Raw genomic sequence first — 19,412 nt, 5'->3', positions numbered from 1 at the left:
AGCGTATCAGTCGCCCGTACCCGCCCCCTGCCTTCATGCCGAACCTTCCGCCCTGCCAGCGAACAGCGTCTGGAACTCCGCCGCCGTCACCGGACGACTGAACAGGTAGCCCTGGTATTCGTCACAGCCGAGTTCGCGCAGGTAGCCCAGCTGGTCTTCGTTCTCCACCCCCTCGGCAATGATGCGCAGACCCAGGCTGTGGGCCATGGCGACGATACTGCGCACAATATTGGCATCATCCTGATCATCCACCAGATCACGTACGAAGCTGCGGTCGATCTTCAGCGTCTGCACCGGGAACAGCTTGAGCGAGCTCAGCGAGGAATAGCCGGTACCGAAATCGTCCATGGAGATCTGCGCGCCGCAGGCACTGACCTGGCGCAGAACGGCGATATTTGCGTTGAGATTGTGCATCAACAGGCTTTCGGTGATCTCCAGGTCGAGGTAACGCGCATCCAGCCCGGTATCGGACAGCACCCGGGACACCAGATCGACCAGCCCCGGCTCGACCTGGCGCACGGACAGGTTCACCGCAATGCGCAGCGGCGGCAGTCCGGCGGCGCACCAGCGCAACTGCTGCCGGCAGGCCTCGCGCAGCACCCAGGCGCCGATGTCCCGGATCAGCCCGGTGTCCTCGGCGACGGGTATGAAGTCCGTCGGCGCGACGATGCCCATTTCCGGGTGATGCCAGCGGATGAGGGATTCCGCACCCACCACCTGGCCGCTGCGCATGTCCACCTGCGGCTGGTAGAGCAGCCGGAATTCATCGCGCAGCAGGGCATTGCGCAACTCGTTTTCCAGCTTCAGGCGCTGCACCGCACGCCGGTTCATGTCGCTGGAGAAGAACTCGAAATCACCGCGGCCGCCTTCCTTGGCGTGATACATGGCGGTGTCGGCGTTGCGCAGCAGGGTCTGGGCATCGTTGCCGTCGTCGGGATAGATGCTGATGCCGATACTGCAGGAACTGTTCAGTTCGTGGCCTTCGATCCAGTAGGGCTGGCGCAGTTCCTCGTTGATCCGCTGGGCCAGGTGTCCGGCCTCGCCCGGCTGCGCGATTTCGCTGCGCACAACGACGAACTCGTCACCGCCCAGCCGCGCCAGGGTATCGCCCGCACCGATGCAGTTCGACAGTCGCCCGGCGACCTGCTGGATCAGCTGATCACCGATGTGGTGTCCAAGCGAGTCATTGATGGTCTTGAACCGGTCCAGATCGATCACCAGCAATGCCAGCGTATGGTGCTCGCGCTGCGCGGTCAGGATCGCCTGTCCCAGCCGATCCATCAGCAGCAGGCGATTGGGCAGCTGGGTCAGGGTGTCGCGGGTGGCGAGATGCTGTACATCGGCCTGGGCCGCGCTCAGATCCCGCTCCCGCTGAGCCAGCGCATCCAGCATCTGATTGAGGTTCTTCGCCAGCTGGCCGATCTCGTCCTGGCGGGCGCTCTCGGCGCGCATATCGCGGCGACCCTCGCGGATACCGTCGGCCACCACGACCAGCCGCTGCAGGCCCTGGGTCAGGCCGCGCGCCATCAGAAACGCGAACACCGAGCCGACCAGAATCGCCACCAGCGTATACAGGATACCGTCGCGGGTGATCCCCCACAGTCCGGCCGTAATGGCACTCTGGCTGATGCCGACCCGGGCCCAGCCCACCAGTTCGCCGTTGGCAACGATGGGATACGCGGTGTCCACCAGTTCACGGTTGGCCAGCAGCAGCCGCGGTTCGGGCCGGTCGTCGAACAGCGACCGGCTCAATCGATCCTGCAGATACAGCCCCGCCTTGCTGCGGTCGGTGTGCGCCACGACCCGGCCGTGCGGCCTGACCACCATGGCGTAGCGCAGGCCCGGATAACTGGCCTGGGACTGCAGTACCTCATTGAGGCCCTCCAGGTCGCTGGACAACACCCAGGAGGCGCTGTTGGCGGCCAGTGTCTTGGCCAGGCCGCTGGCCTGGGCAATGCTCTGCTCCGCCAGGAACTGGCGCTGCCGCTCGACCAGATCCAGCACGAAAATGCTCATCAGCACCGCATGCACCAGGGCGATCCCGAGCATCAGCTGCCGGCGGATCGAGCGGCTCCAGAAGCGCCGCATCCGGTTTGCTAATCTGCTCGGCATAAAGTCCCTTGTGTTGTTATTCCTGTGACCCGAAGGCCTCGCGATAGCGTTGCATGAAGTCTCTCACAGGATCGTATGTTGCGTTGTCCGCGGCCTCGAAACGAGGGGTATCCATGCTCGCCAGGACCTCCCGCCCGGCGGGCTCTTCCTGCATTGCGAGCAGTGCCTGCGCCACCCGTGCCACCAGCTCCGGCGGCACATCGTCCCGTGCCATGACCGAATTGTCCGGCAGGAATTCCGTCTCCCACAATATCATCAGATCGTCGGCCAGGTCCGGGCGCTCCTTGAGAAACATCCGCCAGGCCGGCGGATAGACGGTGCCGGCGGCCACATTGCCGCGCTGGATATTCAGCAGCGAGGACTCCATCGAGCCGACATAGCGCACCTCTATGTCACGGTGCGGGTCCAGCCCGCGGTTATAGAGAAAATATTGAGGCAGCATGGTGGCCGCCAGCGCGGTCGGAGCGGGGAAGCTGACCGTCCTGCCCCGGAGATCGGCGACCTCGCGGATGTCGCTGTCGCGCCGCACCAGGATCAGGCCGCGCAGGTCCGTGTCCCGGCCCATCTTGGCGAACACCCGGTAGCCCTGATCGATCGCCAGCAGGGTTTCGTAGGGGTTGGGCAACAGAAAGGCGAAATGGCGGGCGGCGATCTTTTCATCGAAGCTGTCGTAATGGCGGGAGGCCTCGAAGACGAAACGCACCTCGGGAATCCGGGCATTGAGATATTCCACCAACGGGCCGAAGACTGCGTGCAGCTTGGCGGGATTGCGTTGAGGATGAACGCCGAAGAGGTACTCCGGGCGTACGGCTTCAGGCTCGGATCCGTAGTCGGGCTCGTAGCCGGGTTGGCCGGGTCGGTCACAGGCACCAAGCAGCATGCACATTGCAAACACTGATGCGTGGTGTATTCTCAGTCTCATTCCTGCCCCGATTAAGTACGCCCTCACCCTGAAGGTAGCTTACAAACAGGACGGATAGCAATTGCATCCCGGAATCATCTCAATACGAGCCGATGCGGCAGGCACGCCCATACAAGAAGTCATATATAATTGTTATGAGAGAACCGGGACTCATATCCCATGATCAATACACATCGCCCCTGCCGCGCCGGAATGCCGGAAATGGGACCTGTATCGCAGCGGCATCGGGCGCACTGGCCTAAGCTTCGCGCTGGCAACGCCGATCAGGAGAATATCATGCCCCGAAGGATTCGCCCTCTGCTCGTCACCCTGCTCCTCGGCCTCAGCGTGGCTGCTGCGGCCCAGCCGTCCCCGTCCGCCGAATCGGATAACCGCAACGGGGTCGTGACGTCCGTGAGCAAGTCGGTCAGCCGCGGCTGGGATGCGACGCGCGACGGTATCGGTCACGCCGTCGAAGTCACCCGCGAGAAGGCCGGGCAGGGCTGGGAAAAAACCAGGGAAGTCGCCGGCGCAACCGCTGACTGGACCCGCGAGAAATCCCGCCAGGCCTGGGACGCGACCCGCGACGGGGCGACCGCCGCCTCGGAATGGGTCAGGGAGAAGGCCGATCGCCCGGAACCGGCGGCCGGGGCGCCGGAAGCCAACCCATAGTCTCACCGGCTCAGACAGCGCCGTCCCTGGCGCCCGGATCTGCTGCTCAGTCCTCGAGCCCGACCGGCCGCAGTACCGGCATCTGCTGCATGCAGAAGGCCATATACTGCTGCCGGGCCTCGCCCTGATGGCCGTTGTCGTTGGCCCAGTCGGTACAGCGGGCCTGGTAGAAGGCGACCACCCGGCTGTCCTTGTCATCCTTGGCATCCGCGGGCCAGGCCGGATACTCGACGCTGGCGGCAGCGCTGCCGCACGATGCTGCCAGCCCAATGGCAGTGATGGTGTGACGCAACATGGTATTTCCCCTCATTGGCTCGGTGGTTGGGAACGAACGCCCCTGCAGAACAGGGTGAGGAGTATTTAATCCGGAACGTCGAGACGGGAAAGCGAATTCTGGTGATGGACACGATCACCTGAGCTTCTCATGCACCCGGAAGCACTGGCCGCCGCATGACAAGCCCACGACAATCCCGCGCCGCCGGGAACGTGGCGGAGCTTCATCCAGGCCCGAAGCCGCTACCCCCTGAGCCGCCCCCGCTGCCGGAAGGCGAGCGCGAGCAGCCCCAACCCGAACAGGGCGAATGTTGTGGGCTCGGGGATCGTCGACCGCGGCGTGATCTGCTCGAACAGCAGGCCGTACGCACGCATGGAAACGAAGGTGTTCGACTGACTCTGCTGGGTTACGGTGATCGGGGCCAGCAGATCGGTGTAGCTGATATCCCCCAGGAATATCCATTCATCGCCCAGGTTGTTCTGATCCAGTTCGACCACCAGGTCAGGTGCACCGCTGGTGGAGATGGTGTAACGGGTATCGCCGCCGCTGACATTGGTGGTGAATGGCCAGGTGGCATAGACGCGGTAGGTCCCGGCACCGCCGCCGACCAGGCCGCTGGCAAGATATCCTCCGCCCAGATCGGTTCCGGCCGGGATCACGAGGTTGTCAGGCGTGGTGCCGGGGGTGTAGCTGTAAAGATAGGTGTCCGGATCGAACACGCCGTCACCGCCGAAGATGCTGTCGCCACCACTGGCGCCGTAGGCCGCCGAAGAGACACTCGATGACGCGGTCGTCGTATCGCCCCCGTAGCTGAACCCGGAGTTGTAGTTCACCGCCCCGTCATCCAGACCGTCGGTGTCGATTTCGAGGATGAACGCCGCCTGCGACAGGGTACTGTAGGACGCCAGGCCCGCCAGCACGGCCGCACACAGCAGACATCTGCCGGCAGCCGTGGCGCCGGTTCGGGGTCTCACCGATTCACATGGATTCATGATCGTGGCCTCAGTCTCTTTCCAATCATCTCAAGTATGTGTTAGCAGGTTTTATGCCATGCCGAACGACTCGTCAGAAAAACAAGATATTGCGCAGCCGGACGGGCCGACATGGAAAGCGCCTGTAAAATATCCTGACTTCTACCCGGCGGAGATTCCCGGGCAGGCCTGAGCAAGGCAACAACCTCGTAGTACAGAATCTGCGGTCGGAGGCCACAGTATGACTTCTCTCCCCGCAATGACGATCCGGCAGGAGCCCCCTGAGGAACCCCCTGATTAATTCGTCATACCCCTGAAATCCCTGGTTCCCGCTTTCGCGGGAATGACGGGATGAGGAATAATCAGAGTTTTCCTACTATACAAAGACCAGCAATCGATGCCTGGTTATTCCTCACATTCCGGCTCGCCCGCATGCAGGAACAGGAACCGCACAGATACAGCCCGGCCTTGCGCACCTGGTTCGCGCGGCTGCCCAGGGGCAGGAAGATCATCCTGGTCGTGTTCCTGATCTGGTTCGCCCAGGCGCTGCCCAAATGGACCGCCGCCATCACCGCCGACGGGGAACTCGCGGCCCGGATCATGAAGATCTTCGTGACGCCGCGCTAGCGGGTGCCGCCGCTGTCGACCGTCACATACGGGCCCGTCAGTCCCCCCTGCCCCCGGCGGACTGCGGCGCCTGCCGCAGATCCCAGATCCTCACACTGGCATCATCGCTCGTAGTGGCCAGGTAACGGCCATAAGGCGAAACCGCCACGAATCCCCCGCACAATTCATGGCGCTGAAAGCGCTTGATGACCGCACCGGTCTCCGGATCCAGGAAATAGACCGCGCTGTCCGTCTGCCGGCTGATACTGGCCAGATAGCGATCCTCGCCGCCGAAACCGATGGAATTGATGATGCCTCTGTGCGCGGTGGGGAGCTCGCGCAGCGTGCGTCCCTCCAACTCCCAGCGAAACAGGCGGAACCAGCCGCTGCCGAACAGGGCGCGGCCATCGCGGCTATAGGCCAGGGAGCGGGAATAGGTCGAGGGTGGCGGCAACTCAACCACATCCCCGGGCAGGCGCCAGAGCATCACCCGACCATCACTGCCGCTCGTGGCCAGTTCGAGCCGCACTGGATGCCAGGCCAGACCGCGCACCCGCCGGCTGTGCAGCCGCCTCTGGCCTTCACGCTCCAGACTCCGGCCATCCCGGATTCGCCACAACGTTACCCGCCCATCGTCGTGTCCGCTCGCCAGCAGACCCCGTGCGGCATCCACGGCCAGGCTGGTCACTGGCGATTCGGTATGCCAGGCCCTGTGGCTTCCGGCCTGCAGATCCCAGACCAGGATGCGGCCATCGTAACCGGCCGAGACCAGCATGGCCCCGTCCCGCAGAAAGGCCAGACCGTTGATGCTGCCGGCATGGGCCTGCCAGCTTGCCCGGCGTGTGCCGCGGGGCAGCGACCAGAGGTGCAGCCGCCCCGCCCAGCCGCCGGAGGCAAGCAGGGTCTCGTCCGGGTTGAAGGCCAGGGCACTGCCGCCGCTGTGCACGCCGGCGTGAATCACGGTGGCGGGAATACCCGCGTTGGAAGAGAACACACCCGCCATGCACCCCGCCAGCGCCAGGCTCAGAACCGGTATCAGCAGGGCTCGCCAGTTTGAAGTTATACGCATATCCGCACACCGCCCGGGGCACGCAAGAATCCGCTTATGCAGTGATCAGATATCTCTAATGCCAAATACCTCAGTGGAACAGTAAGCTATTTTCGATACCACCAGGAAGCTGATAAATAAACTTATTAATAGCGAGGTTATACCATGAGAGATCCGGAAGACGCCAAGTGCATGCGCGCCATGTGGATGATTTTCGGAGGCCTGTTCGGGCTGTTCGTCGGCCTGATCCTGCTGGCGCGGATGATCACGGCCTGAGCCGGGGCGCGCAACAGCGTCCGTTTCCATCACTCTCCCCCGCGGGGAGAGCCACTCCGACAAGGCCGCGACGCCCGCCGCCGGCCAGAGCAACAACCCTCCGTATACAAACGCCTTGCACACCGCTGCCGCAGTCGATGCCGGCACGACATGGCAGCCCCCTCACCCCTGCCTATACTTCAAGCCGACCCCTGCCGCACACGGTACGGGCCACTCCCCCTCCCGACATAACGCCTGGCACGGCCGCTACCTCGCCGCGCGCCCATCAGTTCAAGGAGATCGCCATGAACCTGAACCACATCCCCCATGTTCGTCGTTCTTCCGTCTTCGCCGCTGCAGCGCTCGCCCTGGGCCTTCTTGGCCAGGTCCCGGCAGCCGGCGCCGCTTCCGTAACCGTGAACTTCACCGGAACGGTGTCCAGTGCCAGCGGTGACTTCACCGCGGTCACCGGCAATGTTACGGGCACCTTCACCTACGATTCCGTTCCCGGCACCGATCTCAGCGCCAATCCGTCCATCGGGTTGTACAGCTTCTCCGGGGCCCCGTACGGCTTCTCCGTCCTGATCGATGGCTTCGGCACGCTCGATGGCACCAGCCTCCTGACGCAGACCGGCGATAACGGCGCCGTGCTGCCCGGCTTCGATACCTTCCAGCTCGCCGGCACCGACGGCGACTATGAATCGCGCATCGATTGGAGCGGCTCGACCGCCTCATTCTCGGGTGAGGGCATCCCGGACGTGTCGGTGCTGCAGACGATGAACCCGCTGTTCGTGATCCGCAACGCCGCCTCGGGGCAGAACGAACTGCTGGCGAACCTCGACACGCTCGCCTTCAGTCCCGTCCCGCTGCCGCCCGCCGTCTGGCTGCTGGCCACGGGATGCGTGCTGCTGACGGGCATCGGGCGCAGACGCACACGCGGCAACTGATCCGGCCCGGAGGGGGGTCGGTGGGCGATCACCGATCCCCCGGCCTGGACTCAGCGCCGGAACAGGGCCCCGAGCAGGCCGCGCATCAGACTGCGCCCAAGCTGACTGCCCATGCTGCGGGCGACGCTTTTGGTCAGCGCCTCGCCCACTGACTGACGTGAACTGCTGCGCCGCCCGCGCGCGGCCGCCGGGGCCTGGCCGTGCTGTTCCGCCTGCGCGGCCGCGGCGCGCGCCGCCTGTCGGCGCAGATGCTCGTAGGCGGAGTCACGATCCACCATCTGATCATACTTGCCGCGCAGGGAGCTTGACGCGACCACACCCCGACGCAGGGCCTCATCCAGGGTACCGAGACGCGAGGCCGGCGGGCGGATCAGGGTGCGTTCCACCGGCTCCGGGATGCCCTTGCGATCGAGGGTGGAGACCAGCGCCTCGCCGACGCCCAGTTCGGTGATGACGGCCGCGGCATCGAAGGCCGGATTGGGGCGGAAGGTCTCCGCCGCGGTCGTCACCCGCTTGCGGTCGCGCGGCGTGAAGGCACGCAGGGCGTGCTGGATGCGGTTGCCCAGCTGGCCCAGCACATCGTCGGGGATATCGCCCGGGCTCTGGGTCACGAAGTAGATCCCCACACCCTTGGAGCGGATCAGGCGCACCACCTGTTCGATCTTGTCCAACAGCGCCTTCGGTGCGGTGTCGAACAGCAGATGCGCCTCGTCGAAGAAAAACACCAGCCGGGGCCGGTCGGGATCCCCCACCTCGGGCAGCTCCTCGAACAGTTCCGCCAGCAGCCACAGCAGCAGGGTGGAATACAGGCGGGGATTGGCCATCAACCGGTCGGCGGCCAGGATGTTGATCATGCCGCGCCCCCGGTCGTCGCGGGTCATCAGATCCGCCAACTCCAGCGCCGGCTCACCGAAGAACTGCTCGACACCCTGCTGCTCCAGCACCAGCAGCCGACGCTGGATCGCGCCCACGGAGTTGGGGCTGACATGACCGTACTCGAGGGTGAGTTCCTTCGCCTGCTCGCCGACGAAGTTCAGCAGGGCGCGCAGGTCCTTCAGGTCCAGCAGCAGCAGCCCCTGTTCGTCGGCGACCCGGAAGGCGATGTTGAGCACGCCCTCCTGGGTATCGTTGAGCTCCAGCAGGCGTGACAGCAGCAGCGGCCCCATCTCGGAGACGGTGGTGCGCAGCGGATGGCCCTGGCGGCCGTACAGGTCCCAGAACTGCACCGGGAAGGCCGCCGGCGCATAGTCCTGCAGGCCGATGGCGGCGGCCCGGCTGGCAAAGGGGGGAATGATCTCGCCCGGCTGGCTGATGCCCGCCAGATCGCCCTTGACGTCGGCCAGGAACACCGGCACCCCGCAGGCCGAGAAACCCTCGGCCAGGATGCGCAGGGTCACGGTCTTGCCCGTGCCCGTGGCCCCGGCAACGAGGCCGTGTCGGTTGGCCATTTTCAGCAGCAGATGCACGTCGCGCTCGCCGCCGCCGATGAAGATACGATCCTGCTCCATGCCACCCTCCCCTGCTGTCATATGGGATGTTAGCACCGACTGCGACACCGATGCGCATCCGGTGTCAGGACATCGCACCGGGCCGTCACCGACGGCGGCACCCGCCTCGCGGAAGCCGGGATCCTGTGCCATATTCAGCGAACCCATACAACAAGAGGAGACAACGACATGGACCTGAAACCCCTGGCTGTGGCAATACTCGCCATTACCCTGACGGCGTGCGGCAAGCAGGACGAGAGCGCGCAGGAAGCAGGCGAAACCCTGACGGACAGGGCCGCCACCCTGGCCGATGAAGGCGCGCAATCGGCGCAGGAGATGGCGGAATCGACTGCCAGAGCCGTGGACGAAGCCGCCGACAGCGCGGCCGAGACGGGCAGCGACATGATTGAATCCGCGCAGGAAACGGGGCAGGCCGCCATGGACACCGGTGCCGAGGCGCTCGAGGACGCCGGGGATAAGCTCGCCGAAGCCGGCGAGACGGCCAGCGAGACCGCCGCCGCAGCGGCCGGCCAGGACAGCGATCCCGCCGCCGGCGAGTCCGTCTACAAGGCCAACTGTTTCGCCTGCCACGGCGCCGGCGTGGCCGGTGCGCCCAAGCTCGGGGATAGCGCGAACTGGGCGCCGCGGATCGAACAGGGCATGGACGTCCTCTATACCCACGCCATCGAGGGCTACCAGGGCGAAAGCGGCTACATGCCACCCAAGGGCGGCTTCACCAGCCTCAGCGACGAGGAAGTGAAAGCAGCCGTGCAGTACATGGTGGAGGAAAGCCGCTAGACCTTCCACAAAGGGGACAGCGACAACAGGCGCGGATACCCGTGCCTGTTGTCGCCCTCTCATTCATTGTCTCGCGCCTTCGCTGCCAGGCGGTATGCGCGGCTGTCGGATGGATCGCCTCATCTGCGGCCAGCGGCTATAATGCCGCGCTTCCTGCACGCCCGATACCGGAGGCACGCCATTTCAGTCCGGCTGAGGTTTCTGACGCCCCTGCTGCTCGCCGCCATCGCCCTGGGACTGACCGGGCGCTCGGTGGAGTTGACCCTGCCCATGGTGCTCAGCAGCGCGGCCGGGGACTTCGGCCTGAGCAACCGCCAGCTGGGCCTGTTCGCGATGGCGGAAGTGCTGGGGGTCACCCTGGCCTCGGCCAGTTCCATCTGGTGGCTGCGCCATACCCGACCGGCCCAGCTGGCCCTGGTCGGCATCCTGGCCTTCATCGCCGGCAATGCACTCACCCCCTTTGTGCCGGTCGGCTGGCTGTTCCCCGTACGCTTTCTCACGGCGCTGCTCGGTGAGGGGGCGCTGCTCATCGTGGCCACGGCGCTGCTGGGGGGCGCGGCCCAGGCCAGCCGGGTCTATGCCTTCTACATGGCGGCCCAGATGCTGCTGGGAGCGCTGCTGCTGACCCTCCAGGGACAGCTGGCCAGCCAGATCGGCCTGCTCGGGGTGATGACCAGTTTCGTCGGGCTGGGCCTGCTGACCCTGCTGGCACTACCCTTCGTCCTGCATAGCGGCTATCAGGCCGGGGATGAAGCATCCGGCACCGGCGTTCACGGCCGACTGGGGCTGAGTGCGGTGCTGCTGCTGGCGGCCATGGGCCTGTTTCACATGGGCGTGGGCGGCGCCTGGGCCTTTCTGCAGCAGCGCGGCGGCCAGCTGGGGCTGGACTTCAGCAGCGGTGGCTGGGTGATGAGCGCCATCATGGCCAGCGGCATGCTGGGCACCGGAATCGCCGTATTGGGCGGGCAGACGCTGGGTTACCGGCTGCCGTTCTGGCTCGGCACCATCGGGCTGGCGGCGGGCGGCACGCTGGCGGGGCTGGTGGACGGCCTGCTGTGGCTGTTCGCCGGCGGCATGCTGCTCATGATCGGCTGGAACCTGGTCGTGCCCTATCAGATCGCCGCGCTGGGACGGCGCGGCCCGGTCGCGGGACAGCTGGCGCTGGTGCCGGCCAGCCAGGGGGCCGGCCTGGCGGCAGGCCCGATGCTGGTGGGCTGGATGGCGAGCGCGGACGACTACACCATCATCGCACTGGTGAGCAGCGTCAGTGCGGCACTGGCGCTGCTGTGCAGTCTGTGGGGATTACGGGAGCAGGACTCATGAAAACAGGATTCTATGAAGCGCGGCTGGCACCCATCATCAGCGACCTGACCCAGGTGGTGGTATCGCTGGGCCTGATCAGCGTATCGCTGGGCTACGTCAATGCGGTCATCACCGACAACTCCCTGCTGTACTCGGGGGCCTTCTGGCTGCGCCTGGTGCTGCTGCTGTCCACCGTCAGCTTCACCTGCTATTCCCTGCTGGGCTATGTGGCGGACATGGAGGCCGGCACGGATACCGGCTGGGCGGCCAGCTGCCACTCGCCCAGCCGCATCATCATCCTGTTCCTGATCGACCTGACCATGCTGGGGGAGCAGGGCTGGATGTATGGCGTGCTGCTGGTGACCGACATTTCCGATCTCGGGGAAGCCGAAACCCTGCAGCCCTTCAGCTTCCAGACCGTGCATTTCGTGCTGCTGGCACTGCTGGCCGCGGCCTGGCACGGCACCACCTTCATCTGGCACCTGGTGGCGGGCTCGAGAATCCAGGGTCAGCTGTCGCATCTGTCCTTCCTGCTGGCCTTCGGCGCGCTGGCGCTGCTGGCGGCCTGGTGGCAGCCGGCCGATCTGTTCAGCCAGTGGCTCTGGGCACTGATCTATACTGCAGTGGTGCTGCTACTGTTCTTTACCCGCGGCCGCAAACTGGTCGGCCAGGTGTTGACCCGCTACCGGCAGGACGAGACGGAAAGCGCCTGAGACCGGCCGCCGCTGGTACAGCTTACGTTCTGATTGATATGATCTGTGCAGCACTCCGTTGAACACGGCTGTTTCCGCTTCAGTCCAGGGACGAACGAGATGATGAAATCCGCCCCGACAGGCACCGCCCCGGCCGCGCTGGCAATGCTGGCGGCCCTGACACTGGCCGGCTGCCAGACGGCCTACTACGGCGCGATGGAGAAACTCGGGTTCGAGAAGCGCGACCTCCTGGTCGACCGCGTGGAGGACGCCCGCGGGGCGCAGCAGGAGGCGAAGCAGCAGTTCGAGAACGCCCTCGAGCAGTTCATCGCCGTGACCGATTTCCGGGGCGGCGAACTCGAGGACCGGTACCGCAGACTGAAATCAGAGTATGACGCCAGCGAGTCGCAGGCCGAAAAGGTAAGCGACCGGATCCGCGATGTCGAGCGCGTGGCCCGGGATCTGTTCGCGGAATGGGAACATGAACTGGAACAGTACACCAGCCGGGACCTGCGCCGCGCCAGCGAGCGGCAGCTGGCCGACACCCGCCGCCGCTATGACCTGCTGATCGACAGGATGCGCCGGGCCGAACGCCGGATCGAGCCGGTACTGAACGCCTTCCGCGACCGCGTCCTGTTCCTCAAGCACAATCTCAACGCCCAGGCGATCAGCGCCCTGCGCGCGGACCGGGCCGAGGTCGAGTCCGACATCGCGGCGCTGGTGGCCGAGATGAACGCCTCCATTGCCGAGGCGGATGCATTCATCCAGCGGATGTCCGCGGACTGATCCTTCCATCCGGTCCGCCTGCCATCGCTTTATACCGACACGATCACCGCATACACACCAACAGGAGATTCACATGACTCACACCCTGCCGGATCTGCCCTATCCCGGAAACGCACTGGAACCGCACATCTCCGCCGAAACGCTGGAGTACCATCACGGCAAGCACCACGCCACCTACGTCGCCAATCTCAACAAGCTGATCGAAGGCACCGAGTACGCGGACAAGGCCCTCGAGGACATCATCAGATCCGCACCGGCCGGCGGCCTGTTCAACAATGCCGCGCAGGTGTGGAATCACACCTTCTACTGGAACTGCATGAGCCCCAACGGCGGCGGCGAGCCCGCCGGGGCGCTGGCCGATGCGATCAAGGCGGCGTTCGGCTCCTTCGCTGACTTCAAGGAGAAATTCTCCACTTCCGGCGCCACCAATTTCGGTTCCGGCTGGACCTGGCTGGTGCAGAAGTCCGACGGCTCCGTCGACATCATGAACACCAGCAACGCCGGCTGCCCGCTGACGGAAGGGGTGACACCGCTGCTGACCCTGGATGTCTGGGAGCACGCCTACTACATCGATTACCGCAACGCCCGCCCGAAATACATCGAGGCGTTCTGGAATGTCGTGAACTGGGATTTCGTCGCCGGCAACTTCCAGGGCTGAACCTCCGGCATACACGCAGCGCGGCGATCCCCCGCCACAGACGCATCCGAGCGTGATTGCCGCGCTGGCCCGGTCAGGGATCGGTGCTAACCTTCAGGGTGTTGCACCAGCCCCGGATGCTGACCAATGCCGTCCGAACCGATCATCCATGGCATGCCCTATTTTCCCGGCAGGGCGGCAGGCCGGCTGCACACCAGGCCGGACAGCCTCACCGGGCAGCACATTGCACTGATCACCCCCGGCGATATCCGGCATATCACCGGCCTGCCGGCCGGCTTTCTGATTGTTGAACCCACCCCGTTCTCGCACGCCATGATCACCCTGCTGGGACTGGGCATCCCCACCGTCCTGATCGAGGCAGGTCAGGCGCAGGCGCTGCAGACCGGAATGCCGGTCGGGATCGATGGCATGACCGGGGAGATCGGCATCAATGCCGGGATCCCCGCCCGGCATGCACCTTCACCGCGGCAGCGGCGGCCGGGAGCCCGGCTGAACACAGTGGATGGCACAAGGGTCAGGCTGCTGGCCAGCGTCCGGTCGGCTGCTGCCGCCAGGCAGGCGGCCGCGGCTGGCGCCAGCGGGATCGGGCTGGTCCGGTCGGAGTTCCTGTCGCCGCAGGACGGGACCATCCCGGACGCGGACTTCTACCGCCGCAGCTTTCGCGATCTGCTCGATGCAGCCGCGCCGCTGCCGGTCACGGTGCGCCTGCTGGACCTGGCCGCAGACAAGCTGCCGGCCTGGCTGCCGCCGACCCCAAGGCTGGGCGAGCCGCTGGGACTGCAGGGCGTACGGCTCTATCATACCCGCCCGATCCAGCAGGTGATCCGGGATCAGCTCACCGCGCTGGCCGAACTGGCGGACACACACAGCATCCGTCTGCTGCTGCCCTTCATTGTCAGGCTCGAGGAATTGCAATGCTGGCAGACAATGGCGCGCCGGCGCCTGCCTGACAGCGTCCGCATCGGCGCGATGGCCGAGACACTGGCGGCCGTACTGGATATCCCGCACCTGCTCGACAGTGCCGACTTCGTCGCCATCGGCTGCAATGACCTGATGCAGGCCGTGTTTTCCGCAGACCGCGATGAGCCCGTGCTGCGACACTACCTGGATCCCTATGCACCTGTCCTGTTCCGTCTGTTCAGGCAGATCGCCGCCAGCGCCGGCGAGCGGCTGGAGCGGATCCAGCTGTGCGGTGTGCTGGCGCAGATCCAGGGCGTGCTGCCCGTGCTCCTGGGGCTGGGCTATCGCAACTTTTCCGTGGATGCGCCCTTCATCCCCCATCTGGCCGACACGATCGCCGGCATCAGTCTGAGCGACTGCGAGGCGCTTGCCGCGGACATCTGTACAGCCCGGACAACGCAGCAGAGCCTGGAAATTCTGCAATTGGACTCACAGCGGCATCCGCCGTATCTGGCCTGACGCAGGGGTACGTCACGCACAGGCGATCGATGGTGCTGCGCCCTGAATTCGTCTACTGTAGTCGGGACCTGTGCAGCTCTCACACAGCGCATCAGCCCGGCGCCGCTCTCAGCCCATGCCCGCGACCACCGGCAGCGGTGTGCAGGCGACAGACACGACATCCTGGCCACCGCCGAGAACAGAGGCACGAACATGGAAAATACCGGCTCCCCCGACGACAGCCCGAAGCAGGGCGGTCTGCGCTGGCCCCAGGTCACCCTCATCGTGCTCGTCACCATCGCCGTGACCGCCGGCCTGACCTACTGGCTGCTCAACCACTACCTGTTCCTCAGCGAGTTCAGGCCGGTGGAACTCAAACCCCACGAGGCACAGGTACTCGACCGCAAGCTGCGCGCCATCGGCGTTCAGACCCAGGCGAGCCCCGATGCCGGCAGCGGCCCGCCGCTGGAGCCCGAACCCTACAGCGAGGCAGGCGCCCGCCGCGAGGTTGCCTTCAGCGAGCGGGAACTCAACGCCATGCTGGCCAGGAATACCGACCTGGCGCAGAAACTCGCCATCGACCTGTCCGATGACCTGATCAGCGCCAAACTGCTGGTGCCACTGGAACCGGATTTCCCGGTGCTGGGCGGCAAGACGCTGCGCGTGCACGCCGGCATGGAATTCGCCTACCGGGAAGGCCGCCCGGTGGTGGTGCTCAAGGGAGTCAGCCTGATGGGCGTACCGATCCCCAATGCCTGGCTGGGCAACCTGAAGAATGTCGATCTTGTCGGGGAATACGGCGGCGACCAGGGGTTCTGGAAGCGCTTCGCCGATGGCGTGGAGGACATCCATGTCGAGGAAGGCCACCTGCTGGTGAAACTCAAGCAGTAAAGGCCGCCGGGAACAGAACCCGATCGCCTCAAAAAAAAAAGATCACCGCCTGGGCGGTGATCTTCGCTGGCTGCACATGCCGGACAGTTCCGGCCCTGCAGTTCAGGCCGTGCGGGCGGCCCTGCGCATGGCCAGCAGTCCCGCCCCGAGAAGCAGCAGGGTGCCCGGCTCGGGCACGGTGCCGTTGCCGCCACCGCCGGGGTTGGGGTCGGTGACATCCGTGGTGCCCGAACCCGGCTGCCAGCTGGTGGAGATGTAGGAGAACTTGGTACCGCCGCCCGGCTCGTCGGCGACATCAACCTGGCTGTACAGGGTGATGCTGTTGCCGAGGAAGTCCGTGAAGGCACCTGTCGCCGCAATGGCCTGGGTATCGATGGAATCCCAATGGTTGAACACATCCACTGCAGCGATCGCCGTCAGGCTGTTGAGCAGGTCCTGGCCGTAGAAGACGCCGTCGGTGGAGGGGTAGGTGATGCCCGAGAAGGCCGCGCCCGGCACCAGGCCGCCGAGCACCTGGTTGGCATCGGTCTGGAATCCCGAATGGTCGGTACCGATCATGATGCCGCCGCCGCGCAGGCCCAGCTGATAGACCTCATTCGCCGTCAGCCCGCCGGTGGCGCCGTTGGGCCCCGGAAAGGTGGTCGTGGCATTGTAATTGATGCTGCGGACATACAGGCTGCCGTCCAGCAGCAGGTTCGATTTGCTGCTGTAGTGATTCTGAATGGCCGTGATGTCGGCGGCATTGAATTTGGCCGACGCACTGGTGGCATCGAAGACGATGACATCATAGCTGTTGGCGCCGAGATGGGCCGCCAGGGTGCCGGGGGTCTCGCTGCTGACATAGTTGCTGTTGAACTGGCCGCCGCCGCCGAAGCTGGTCAGGTAGTCGGACATCGCCTGGCGGTTGCTGTCCGGGGCCTGTCCGGCGTATGTCGGCGTCGAATCCCACCACAGGACATCGTAGGCCACCGCCTGGGCCGTCAGGGACGTCCCCAGCAGACAGGTACCGCAGAGGGAAAGCGCTAGGAATCTGGTTTTCATGCTGCACTCCTTGGCGAGTATTTATTTGAGTAGGCCTGCCCGGGTCGGGCGCTTCTGGTTTCGCGTTTCAACAAGAAGATAGCAACTTCAGTGCCACCAATGGCAATCCTGGACAATAACCTTATCTAATCATGGCGTTGCTCAGCTATGGCGCAGCCGCCCCCGACGGCGGAAAGCACTGACTGTTAAATATATGGACACATTCAGCCGGCATCAGCGAGGTAGGCGGTGATATAGGCCGGGTCGAGCAAGAGTGCGGTTTCCCGCCCATCCTCCGCGACCAGCACGATCTGCAGGCCGGCGTCGGCGCGGGAGCGCAGCAACGCCTCATTCAATGGAAGCGTGAGCCGCACGCGGGTATCGCAGGGCGGCCCGATCCTGTGCTCGGGGCAGCTGACCGCCTCCTCGACCTGCATCCCGAACGCCTCGATCCCGACAGCATCGAGTCTGGCATGCCGGTAGTGCCGCCGCAGCCCCGAATAGGTGAGCTGGACATGGAGTTCATGCCGCCGCTCGCCGCCGTGCAGGGCGATCGCACGCAGTTGATAGGCAATGAAATCGAAACCGCTGCGCATGCCTTGGTACTGCCGGGTTCGCAGCATGGGCGCCGCGAAGGAAATCAGCACGGCTTTCGAAGATCCGCTTCCGGGCTGCAGGGTTGCATCTCCGGCACAACCGGCAAAGACCAGGGAGAGCACAATGACTGCCGCCGGCTTCATGGGCAATACCCGCTCACTCAGCCCCATATGGAATGAACTATAGAACATCGACGGATGCATGAACCGTCCGGAATCGAAAGGGTCTAATCACATAGCTGCCTGCTGCAGCAGGCGGGACGCAGCCGAGGCACCGATGCCCAGCACAAGCCACAAGCTATTGAAAGTCATGGCTGTCATCTGCAGCTGGGGCGCTGCTGGAGCCATGGCCGAGTCCGTCTACACCTGGCGGGACGCCGACGGCGGGATGCACTACAGCGATACGCCGCCGCCCGCGCAGTTGGATTATCAAACAGTTGAGCTCCCGCCGCCCCCGCCGCCACAGCCAGCCGCCGCAGGCGATTATCGCGCGGTCCTCGATGTTGCCGAGCGTCTGCAGGCTTCCCGCCTGGAACGGGAGCGCCTGCGCCTGGAGCGTGAGCAGGCGGCAGTGGAGGCGCTGCAGACACGCCAGGCGACGGCGCACGAAGACGAAGACGACGACGCGCCCCGTTACTCAGCGCCCTGGCTCGTCTTCCCGCACCCCCTCCGGCCGCACCCCGGCCCGCACGTGCGTCCGCCCCCCCATCCCGATCAGCCGCCCGTGCGCCGCGCGCCCGTCCCCAGGCCCAAAACGCCCTCCCCTACCCGGGCGATCGTCGACTGAGGGCGGACAGCAGCCGGGGCAGCCCCTGTAATTTCTCCCGATCGCATCTATCCTGAATCGCATGCGGGCATCAGCGACTATCCGTGCGCACCGGTCCCGGCTGCACGCCGGCAGCGGGCCCCTGCTGGCAGGGGCATGCCTCGCCCTGAGCGCCCTCGGCATCGCGCCCCCGGTCAGCGCCGAGCGCTACAACAACGGATTTGCACAGATCCCGCTGGACATCCAGGTCGAGGCGCGCCGCCCCCCGACCTGCCACGAGGGTCCCTGCAATGCCATGAAGCACGGCCGGCTGACGGTGAATCCGCAGGATGGCCTGATCTACTGGCACGGCGGCGACTTCGGCTACGCGGGCCCAGCCGGCAGCGAGTATCCGCATTTTCTCCACTCCGCCCGCCAGGAGATCTTCAGCTATGACATCCGCACCGGTGAGTGGCGGCTGGTCATGCCCTATTGCACGCCCGACAACTTCACCTTCGGCCACCCCGATCAGCATGGCTGGGTCTGGGATTCCCGGCGCGGACACTTCTGGGCGCTGCCCGGACAGCAGCGCTACTTCGGCACCGACTGCGACGGCCTGGACAAGCAGGTCATGGGCTTCGACCCGCAGACGGGGAAGTGGCACCTGCGCAAGGATCAGGATCCGCCGCCGCGGACCGTGGAGTTCGCCGTCTATGACGCCGGCACCGACAAGGTCTATCTCCTGGGACCGCGCGGCGGCAATGTCCTGGTCTGGGATCCGCAGACCCATGAATGGGCGCAACTGCGCGGCAGCATGCGCAGTCGCCGGCATGCGGTCTATGCCGCGCTTGCCGGGCGCAGCATCTACAGCGTCGATTTCCGCAACAACAGCCTGATCGCCTTCGATATCGACCGGCAGCGCATCCGGGATGTGGCCGCCCTGCCCTGGGATGCGCCGGCCTGTCCCCATCCCCAGGCGCGGGAATGGATCTACACGCTCCATCTCGCGCATCTCGAGGCGCTGCTTGTCTATGACTGGGGCTGCAGCAAGTCCGCCTGGCTCTACTGGCTGGAGCATGAGGCCTGGCAGCCGATCGATATCGGCGCCGCCGACGGCAGGCATCTGGTGTATCACCCGGCCACAGAACAGATCCTGATCATGGGCGACAGCGGCGATTATCAGCACGACTTCGACAACGACGACGCCACGCCCTACATCGTCCGCATCAAACGCCGCTAGCCGGCTTGCGGAC

The 19,412-nt window shown here is 65.2% G+C and carries 20 protein-coding genes; 12 read left to right on the top strand and 8 right to left on the bottom strand.

Features of this window, described 5'->3' with window-relative positions:
- Nucleotides 1-33 precede the first annotated feature (33 nt).
- Both CFK21_RS03285 and CFK21_RS03280 read right to left on the bottom strand, forming a co-directional pair.
- A complete protein-coding gene (locus tag CFK21_RS03285) occupies nt 34-2,088 on the bottom strand; it encodes a putative bifunctional diguanylate cyclase/phosphodiesterase (protein ID WP_172844239.1) in 2,055 nt (684 codons plus the stop codon).
- A 40-nt stretch (nt 2,089-2,128) separates the two neighbouring features.
- Nucleotides 2,129-2,998 carry a phosphate/phosphite/phosphonate ABC transporter substrate-binding protein gene (locus CFK21_RS03280; protein WP_157745299.1) on the bottom strand — a complete coding sequence of 290 codons (870 nt, stop codon included), beginning with the start codon at nt 2,996-2,998 and terminating at the stop codon, nt 2,129-2,131.
- 429 nt (nt 2,999-3,427) lie between these two features.
- Here CFK21_RS03280 and CFK21_RS15115 point away from each other — a divergent pair, with 429 nt between their 5' ends.
- A complete protein-coding gene (locus tag CFK21_RS15115; RefSeq protein WP_157745297.1) occupies nt 3,428-3,685 on the top strand; it encodes a hypothetical protein in 258 nt (85 codons plus the stop codon).
- Between the two features lie 46 nt (nt 3,686-3,731).
- On the opposite strand, the gene CFK21_RS03270 is transcribed toward CFK21_RS15115, so the two are convergent.
- A complete protein-coding gene (locus CFK21_RS03270) occupies nt 3,732-3,980 on the bottom strand; it encodes a hypothetical protein (protein ID WP_096364738.1) in 249 nt (82 codons plus the stop codon).
- Nucleotides 3,981-4,201: 221 nt separating this feature from the next.
- Nucleotides 4,202-4,933 (bottom strand): PEP-CTERM sorting domain-containing protein, encoded by a 732-nt coding sequence (locus tag CFK21_RS03265; protein ID WP_157745295.1) that lies wholly within the window; start codon nt 4,931-4,933, stop codon nt 4,202-4,204.
- Nucleotides 4,934-5,362: 429 nt separating this feature from the next.
- Between CFK21_RS03265 and CFK21_RS03260 the strand changes: the two genes are divergently transcribed.
- Nucleotides 5,363-5,557 carry a hypothetical protein gene (locus CFK21_RS03260; RefSeq protein WP_096364734.1) on the top strand — a complete coding sequence of 65 codons (195 nt, stop codon included), beginning with the start codon at nt 5,363-5,365 and terminating at the stop codon, nt 5,555-5,557.
- Between the two features lie 37 nt (nt 5,558-5,594).
- Here the strand turns inward: CFK21_RS03260 and CFK21_RS03255 are convergent, their stop codons facing one another.
- A complete protein-coding gene (locus CFK21_RS03255; RefSeq protein WP_096364732.1) occupies nt 5,595-6,605 on the bottom strand; it encodes a WD40 repeat domain-containing protein in 1,011 nt (336 codons plus the stop codon).
- A 539-nt stretch (nt 6,606-7,144) separates the two neighbouring features.
- Between CFK21_RS03255 and CFK21_RS03250 the strand changes: the two genes are divergently transcribed.
- Nucleotides 7,145-7,786, top strand: a complete 642-nt coding sequence (locus tag CFK21_RS03250; protein ID WP_157745293.1) for a hypothetical protein — start codon at nt 7,145-7,147, stop codon at nt 7,784-7,786.
- A gap of 50 nt (nt 7,787-7,836) precedes the next feature.
- On the opposite strand, the gene CFK21_RS03245 is transcribed toward CFK21_RS03250, so the two are convergent.
- Nucleotides 7,837-9,294, bottom strand: a complete 1,458-nt coding sequence (locus CFK21_RS03245) for a helicase HerA-like domain-containing protein (RefSeq protein ID WP_096364728.1) — start codon at nt 9,292-9,294, stop codon at nt 7,837-7,839.
- Nucleotides 9,295-9,462: 168 nt separating this feature from the next.
- Here CFK21_RS03245 and CFK21_RS03240 point away from each other — a divergent pair, with 168 nt between their 5' ends.
- The 7 genes from CFK21_RS03240 to CFK21_RS03210 all read left to right on the top strand — a co-directional run bounded on the left by CFK21_RS03240 (nt 9,463) and on the right by CFK21_RS03210 (nt 15,798).
- Nucleotides 9,463-10,071: a c-type cytochrome gene (locus CFK21_RS03240; protein WP_197702986.1), complete on the top strand. Its 609-nt coding sequence runs from the start codon at nt 9,463-9,465 to the stop codon at nt 10,069-10,071.
- Between the two features lie 141 nt (nt 10,072-10,212).
- Nucleotides 10,213-11,394, top strand: coding sequence for an MFS transporter (locus CFK21_RS03235; protein WP_096364726.1), 1,182 nt, complete (start codon nt 10,213-10,215; stop codon nt 11,392-11,394).
- A complete protein-coding gene (locus tag CFK21_RS03230) occupies nt 11,391-12,086 on the top strand; it encodes a hypothetical protein (protein ID WP_096364724.1) in 696 nt (231 codons plus the stop codon). Before CFK21_RS03235 ends, CFK21_RS03230 begins: the two co-directional genes overlap by 4 nt.
- A 99-nt stretch (nt 12,087-12,185) precedes the next feature.
- Nucleotides 12,186-12,851 carry a DUF2959 domain-containing protein gene (locus CFK21_RS03225; protein WP_231971551.1) on the top strand — a complete coding sequence of 222 codons (666 nt, stop codon included), beginning with the start codon at nt 12,186-12,188 and terminating at the stop codon, nt 12,849-12,851.
- 73 nt (nt 12,852-12,924) lie between these two features.
- Entirely contained in the window at nt 12,925-13,509 is a 585-nt protein-coding gene (locus CFK21_RS03220; protein ID WP_096364722.1) for a superoxide dismutase, read from the top strand.
- A gap of 126 nt (nt 13,510-13,635) precedes the next feature.
- Nucleotides 13,636-14,928: a putative PEP-binding protein gene (locus tag CFK21_RS03215; RefSeq protein ID WP_096364720.1), complete on the top strand. Its 1,293-nt coding sequence runs from the start codon at nt 13,636-13,638 to the stop codon at nt 14,926-14,928.
- A 192-nt stretch (nt 14,929-15,120) separates the two neighbouring features.
- Nucleotides 15,121-15,798 (top strand): arginine N-succinyltransferase, encoded by a 678-nt coding sequence (locus CFK21_RS03210; RefSeq protein ID WP_096364718.1) that lies wholly within the window; start codon nt 15,121-15,123, stop codon nt 15,796-15,798.
- 102 nt (nt 15,799-15,900) lie between these two features.
- Here CFK21_RS03210 and CFK21_RS03205 read toward each other — a convergent pair whose 3' ends face one another.
- Both CFK21_RS03205 and CFK21_RS03200 read right to left on the bottom strand, forming a co-directional pair.
- On the bottom strand, nt 15,901-16,839 hold the full coding sequence (locus tag CFK21_RS03205) for a PEP-CTERM sorting domain-containing protein (RefSeq protein ID WP_096364716.1): 939 nt from the start codon (nt 16,837-16,839) through the stop codon (nt 15,901-15,903).
- Nucleotides 16,840-17,042: 203 nt separating this feature from the next.
- Nucleotides 17,043-17,618, bottom strand: coding sequence for a hypothetical protein (locus CFK21_RS03200; RefSeq protein WP_157745291.1), 576 nt, complete (start codon nt 17,616-17,618; stop codon nt 17,043-17,045).
- Nucleotides 17,619-17,760: 142 nt separating this feature from the next.
- Between CFK21_RS03200 and CFK21_RS03195 the strand changes: the two genes are divergently transcribed.
- Nucleotides 17,761-18,201 carry a DUF4124 domain-containing protein gene (locus tag CFK21_RS03195; protein WP_172844238.1) on the top strand — a complete coding sequence of 147 codons (441 nt, stop codon included), beginning with the start codon at nt 17,761-17,763 and terminating at the stop codon, nt 18,199-18,201.
- 61 nt (nt 18,202-18,262) lie between these two features.
- A complete protein-coding gene (locus tag CFK21_RS03190; RefSeq protein WP_096364710.1) occupies nt 18,263-19,399 on the top strand; it encodes a hypothetical protein in 1,137 nt (378 codons plus the stop codon).
- Nucleotides 19,400-19,412 lie beyond the last annotated feature (13 nt).

The sequence above is a fragment of the Thiohalobacter thiocyanaticus genome (assembly GCF_002356355.1).
Taxonomy (GTDB): domain Bacteria; phylum Pseudomonadota; class Gammaproteobacteria; order Thiohalobacterales; family Thiohalobacteraceae; genus Thiohalobacter; species Thiohalobacter thiocyanaticus_A.
The sequence above is the reverse complement of the archived record's forward strand: the minus strand, read 5'-3'. Positions and strand labels throughout refer to the sequence as shown.